At 54.1% G+C, this 6,000-nt stretch carries 4 protein-coding genes; 3 read left to right on the forward strand and 1 reads right to left on the reverse strand.

From position 1 onward, the window contains the following. Nucleotides 1–136 precede the first annotated feature (136 nt). A complete protein-coding gene (locus tag VE954_RS17585; RefSeq protein WP_324955098.1) occupies nt 137–1,330 on the forward strand; it encodes an MFS transporter in 1,194 nt (397 codons plus the stop codon). A gap of 56 nt (nt 1,331–1,386) precedes the next feature. Beyond that, entirely contained in the window at nt 1,387–2,709 is a 1,323-nt protein-coding gene (locus tag VE954_RS17590) for a hypothetical protein (protein ID WP_324955100.1), read from the forward strand. Between the two features lies 1 nt (nt 2,710). Here the strand turns inward: VE954_RS17590 and VE954_RS17595 are convergent, their stop codons facing one another. After that, on the reverse strand, nt 2,711–4,045 hold the full coding sequence (locus tag VE954_RS17595; protein WP_324955102.1) for a glycoside hydrolase family 6 protein: 1,335 nt from the start codon (nt 4,043–4,045) through the stop codon (nt 2,711–2,713). A gap of 240 nt (nt 4,046–4,285) precedes the next feature. On the opposite strand from VE954_RS17595, the gene VE954_RS17600 reads away from it, so the two are divergent. After that, nucleotides 4,286–5,929 carry a 7TM diverse intracellular signaling domain-containing protein gene (locus VE954_RS17600; protein WP_324955104.1) on the forward strand — a complete coding sequence of 548 codons (1,644 nt, stop codon included), beginning with the start codon at nt 4,286–4,288 and terminating at the stop codon, nt 5,927–5,929. The last annotated feature ends 71 nt before the right edge of the window (nt 5,930–6,000 follow it).

Genomic DNA, 6,000 nt, shown 5'->3' on the forward strand with positions numbered 1-6,000 from the left:
CTAGCAAGGAGACGCCGGTTAGGAAACCGCAAAAACATGCCTTGCATCGCATCCCAGTGTTCCCATTTTCCTGGCATAGGTCTTGATGTAAGGACCATGAACTCATTGTATCAAGCCCTGAGCACCTGAGGTTTCCATGTCTCTGTCAAAATCAAGTATCACATTATTATCCCTGGTGTTTTTATCTCAGGCGTTTTCGTTTGCGGTGACGCTGCTGCCTAATCTTCTGGCAGGAACCGGACTTTTTTCGCCCGTTCAAGCCGGCCTTGTCCTGGCTTTGGCCTCTCTCATGTCCGGCTTTTGGCAGCCTCTCGTCGGCCGTTGGTTGGATGAGGGACGCTACCGCACAGCCTTCGCCATTATAGCCAGCGCCTATGCGCTGGGCATTGCGGCGTTTTTAAGTGGGGCCGCATCCCCGTCGATTATTATTTTAGGGGCACTCGCTCTGGTGGTCGCAATGACGACACTGCGCACCCTGCAATCGCTCGCCATCGTGGGTCGGTTTCAAGGCGAAGAGCGAGCGCACATGGCCGGTGTTCGCTATCTTGTCTCGAACTTTGCGCTGGGCGTGGCCGCGACGATTGCCTTTCAATGGCTCACGACGCATCGTACGCTGCTCCTCAGCATCGACCTCGTGACGACACTGATCCTGGGAACTGGGCTGACATGGTTTCTGCTGCGCGAACGACGGAAACAATCGACCTCTGTCATCAGCAGTGCGGGCAGCCTCTCGGTTTTGCGGGGGGCCTTTCATAAGCATGGAATCCCGATTGCCGGCATCTGTCTGATCACGATTGGTTTCATGGGTCAGGTCACCTATCTGCCGTTGCAGTTGACCAAGCGCGGCCTGCCTGCGGTGGAATGGAATGCCCTCGTCCTGGTCGTGAATACCGCAACGATCGTCCTCGGCATGCGCTTTTTGCGTCGCCTCCTGACCAACTGGAGCGATCAGCAGCGTGGAGCCGCCGGCGCGGGATTAATTGCCTTAGGCCTGGCGCTCGTGCCCTTGGTGTCGAGTCCCGGCGCCTTGGTTGCGGTGACGCTGGTTTGGACGGTGGGTGAAATGATTTTCATCCCTTGGGAGCAGGTGAAACTTTATGAATTTTTCGGTGATGCGCAACCGGGTCTCGCGTCAGGTGCCATTACATTTGTGATGACCATCTGCCAGGTTCTGGCGCCACTCTTTGCTACGATTCTGCTTATGGTCCCAGAAGCCGTGGCCTCGGGCTTGCTCCTCGTTCTGCCTTTGGGTGGATTCGCGCTGTATCGCTGGGGCCCCCTTTGGACTCGGCCAGCCCAAGTCAGTGCTGCGGAAAAGGAAGCCGCTTAACCTGAGAGCCGACCTCTGCTAAGGTGGTGTCTATCCACCTTGTGGAGGTTTTTCGCATGCGAGCTGGAGTCCTTGGAATAGCGTTGTTGGTGGCCATGAACGCGCACGCGGCCGAGTCCCCCTATCGGCTGACGCTGCAGCTCCCTCTTTACGATAGCGCCGCGAATAAGGTTACGGGTTTTTCACCGAGCCTTCTGCAGGCGCAGGCTCTGACTCAGGATTTCTATCTGGGTTCGCACCGCCTGCTGGCCGAAGTTTTTTCCACAGAACAGAGTGCGATCGGTCATCCTTTTGAATACTTTGCTCTGCTGGCTTTCGATTACGTGAGCCAGATTACACCGCTCGGCATGAGCTGGCTGCATGAGGAAGCGCATCGGTCGGTGCTCAATCAATACGGCATTCGCAGTCACAACGGAGTCTATGACGCCAGCCTGAGCGACTCCAGCATTCCAGTGGATGAAGTCCGTGATGTCGATCTGATTCGTTTGAAACGCGAACACCCAGCGGATTTTGTGCGGCTCTCCACGGCTGGAATGGAAGCGGAAAGTCAGCTGGCTCTAAATCTGGAAAAAGCCCAATTTTTTGATCGGGCCTTGCCGCGGCAGCGTTTTCTCATCCTGCTCGCCCACCTCGGGCCCATCAGTTACCGGACCTTCTGCGACAGCCGCAGCGGGGATCACGCCACGGCCGAGGATCTCGCCACCGAAGGCCCCAATGAAATGTCGCGCGATTTTACCGGTTACGATTGCGTATCCTACGTATACGATCTTTTCCGTCCTTTCGAACCCTACGAAGCGCGAGGACCCCATCCATCCGGTGAAGGCATTGCCCGCTATCGCAGCCGGGACGATCTCACATCCACGGAAAAAAACTATCTGCGCCGCATGTCGCTCATGGGCTGGCTTAACCTTGTCGATCCTTTTCTTCTGGATTTTTCCGGATGGACCTGGGGGGATCGGCGTTGGGCGGCCACGCTGCGGCATCATTTGACCCCATTCGGTCACAGTCTTGAGGAAAATATTTTTCTGAAGGACGCCGATCGCGATGATGCTGGACACCTTTTCATAGTCCGCCAATACACCAATCAGAAGCGCACGCTCCCCGGCATCGAATGGCAATGTTTCGGCTGTCAAACCTGGAAGGACGGGATGTCACTCGACCTGCGCGCGGGCCTTTGGTGGCAGCCGAAATCGCTGCTCTACGCCAGTCGCCGCTGGAGACCCGGTGGATTTTTAGCGGTCCAAATAAAGCAGACCCTGAATCAAAATACGACGGCTTTTGCCGAAGTCATGAGCAAATCGGGAGGCTGGATGGCAGATGAAATCAATCTTTCACCTGCGACTGATTTGCGATTGGGTTTGACCTTGCAGTTCCATTAAATCAGGGCAGCGTGGTCTGCGCGTTTTGCACCAGACCTAAAAAATGCTCATGGAACCACTGTCCGGCTTGCGGCGCCCCGCGCAAACTATCCATGGATTGACAGCGCGCGTCGTAGCGTTCCGCGTTGGCATCAGAAACGCCATCCGATTCACCCGGTGGCTTAATCCACAGGAAGGCATCGACATCAGGCCGTGGAGCAATGGTCGGGAGAGCACCAAGGCCAGTGTCTTTGATATTGCACCAGTTACTCCAGTCGGTACGAGCTTTCACATTGCCATTGCGGCTGGTATCGATAATAAAACTGGTCGGCAGCTGTTCCGCCTTCAATTGCCCTGCGAGCGCGCTCACATACGTATACTCATCGTGAATTTTATTAAACTGATAATAGGACTCAGGACGTGTGGAATTCGCCGGCTCTCGCAGTGAGGTGTAATTCGCCACATTGGTGACAAACCCACGCACACGAGCCGTTCCAATGACCTCACGCATGATGGTGACGAGGCTACTTCGCTTGTCAGCTCCATCATCATTAAAAGCCCAGCCGAGCCAACCCGCGTGCGCGAGATCGATATAGAGGCTGACGTGGGGCAGCTGCAGACTTTGAACCGCGTAGCTGATGCCGCCTTTGTACAGCGCCGGTGTTTCAGTATCACAGCGCAGCTTGCCAAGGTTGGTGATCAAATTAGGCAGGGAGTCCGGCTCGATGATGGCCACCACCGGAACAGTCGGATAGCGCGCCAGGATTTCTTTGATACGGTCGATATATTCGGTTCGATAACGACTCAACTCAGTCTTATTCAGTTCGCCATTCGAGGCATTGGCAAAGCAATCCCGGTTGGGCAAATTGTAAATCACCAGTGTGACCAGAACCTTGTCTTCGGTTTTGGTTTGCTGCTCAACAGCCAATTTTAAAGCTGGTTCCAGCGAAGCCACACGGCCGATGGTATCCAGCCAAAGGGCAGTGGGTTTGTCGCGATATTTTTTGATGGTATCCGCCATGGCCGGAGACTTGCTGGCCGAAAAATCCACAGCCTGGGTGAACAGAGGATTCACCAGCAGGCGTACACCGAAAAACGGGTTGCTCTCGGGTATCACACTGCCATGAGCTGGTAAATAGGGATCGGTGGCCTTGGTCGGATCCCACGCAAATACGGGAGCAGGTGTCTTCACCGCATCAGGGCCAATGGGTGCCGGCAGATTGTCGACCGTGCCTCGTCCCGTGTCGGGCGTATTTTTTTTCGGATTGTCATGCTCCCCACGCTGATTCTCTGTGGTTTTGCACGACAGCAAAAAGGCCAAAATTCCGAGATTAAACAAGGCACTTCGCATAAGCATGGATCCTCCGGGAATACCCCTTCGCATTCCCGTCCATCCTATCATTGCGACCTCGGCAAAGAGTTCCCGGCGGATGGGCGCAACGCGGACCGATGAAGCACAGGACTCAAAACGGTCAAACGCACTGAATGCGAGGATTGTATTTTTACCAACCATCCATGGTTCAACCTAGGGCAGCGAAAGGATCTTGCGATCGCCTTTCTGCTGGCTCTTTGGTGGTCGCAGTCGGCCTCGGCTGCCATGGACTGGATTCCAGGTCTGACCTCTCTGACGGCTACCGATGAGTACAAGTATACCTGCACCCCTTCCATTCCACCGGAGACCGCCGATCCTTCCACCATCAATCCTGATCGGATGCAGATTCGTCATGGTCCGTTCAATCTGGGCTACCTGAAGCAGCTTTCATGCTGGACTGAAATCCAAATTAACCTGCTGGGTGATGTGGAACGTCTGGTTTATCTCGAACATGGTTTAACCCAGGCTGATGTCATCCGCGTTTTTCACCGCCCTGAAGGTTCGACCTGGATGGATCTCGGCCGAGCGGGCAATGATGTCCCGGCTGCTGAATTTCCCATCCATTATCGAGCTCCAACCTTTGAAATGAAAATGCTGCCGGGCCTGAATACTGTGCGTATTTTTCAAAGTAGCCGTGACATCACAGCCATCGATTGGAAACTCTGGGAGCCCAAAGCCTTTCATGCCGCGGTGAACTGGGAAAACATCCTGTTCGGCGGGTTTTTCGCCATCTGCTTTGCGCTGTCGCTTTACAACCTGGCGATTTTTGCCGTCACGCGCGATGTCCTGCATCTTTACTACTTTCTCTATCTGAGTACCTATGGGTGGGGACAGATGTTCCTGGCCGGCTTCACCAAACTCCATATTCTAACGGATGTCGGACCTTTGCTTGGCCGCATGGGTATCAGCTCGATTTCGATTGGCATATTCTTCGTTTACATGTTCGTGGAAAAAATGCTGGAGATTCAAACTTTTCCGAAATGGATGCGGGTCCTGTACTGGTCGATGGCCTTTTTTGCCTTAAGCAATCTGCTGCTGACCATCGCCGGCCCTTTCCAAATCGCGGCTCAACTCTGTCTTTTGAATTCCGGTTTCGGATCCATTCTGGCCATGGTCTATGGTGGTTATGCCCTGAAGCGACGCAATCCCATGGCGCCCATTTTTATGTTTGCCTGGTCTCTTCTGCTCATCGGCACCATAGTGCAGGTGCTGGCCCTGGGCGGCTTTCTCGACAATAATCCCGTCACGCGGTCGGCTAATTTCATCGGCGCCACGGTCGAGGCCATATTAATCTCGTATGCGCTGGCCTTCAAAATGAAAAGCGAGCGAATCCATGAAACAAGGCGGCGTAAACATGCTTTTTCACAGCTGGAAAAAATGGTCTATCCTCACCAGCTGACCCTGATGAAACAGGGACGGCAGCTCGAGGAAACCATGCCTCTGGCCACCGGACACGCTTGTGTGATCTGCGTGGATATGGTGAATAGCTCCAAGCAGAATATTGATGAGCTCAAAAACTTCTTACGTACTTTTTTCGACGAATGTGATGCGATCATGAATCGTGGTTATATCGATCAAGGCATGCAGGCCTATGGCTTTCGTATCAAGGAAATGGGCGACGGCTTTCTGTGCTCCATCGGGTTTCCGTTTGCACCGCCCTCGCATTTGAGTCTGCGCGAGATCGCTTTGGATGTGGCCTTCGATTTCGTGGCCAAATTTGAGGAAACACTCAAAACGAATCCTTTCCATGGTGAGACGGATCCGGTCCTTTCCATCGGCATTGCCGAAGGCCCGATCGAAGGCTTTTTAGGATGGGTCCAGCAGCCGGACAGTTCCCCTGTAAAAAACGCAAGGTCCCCCTTCAAGTAACGCGCGCGTGGATCCACAGCCCCGACTATGCAGCCGGGTTTTTCTCTTCGCACTTGGTTTGAACAGTTGCC

Source organism: Oligoflexus sp. (genome assembly GCF_035638955.1).
In the GTDB taxonomy this organism is placed as follows: Bacteria; Bdellovibrionota_B; Oligoflexia; order Oligoflexales; family Oligoflexaceae; genus Oligoflexus.

Bases quoted from the DNA above. Each gene is read 5' to 3' on its own strand.
- VE954_RS17585 (WP_324955098.1), top strand. From the start codon at position 137: ATGTCTCTGTCAAAATCAAGTATCACATTATTATCCCTGGTGTTTTTA.
- VE954_RS17600 (WP_324955104.1), top strand. From the start codon at position 4,286: ATGGACTGGATTCCAGGTCTGACCTCTCTGACGGCTACCGATGAGTAC.
- VE954_RS17590 (WP_324955100.1), top strand. From the start codon at position 1,387: ATGCGAGCTGGAGTCCTTGGAATAGCGTTGTTGGTGGCCATGAACGCG.
- VE954_RS17595 (WP_324955102.1), bottom strand. From the start codon at position 4,045: ATGCTTATGCGAAGTGCCTTGTTTAATCTCGGAATTTTGGCCTTTTTG.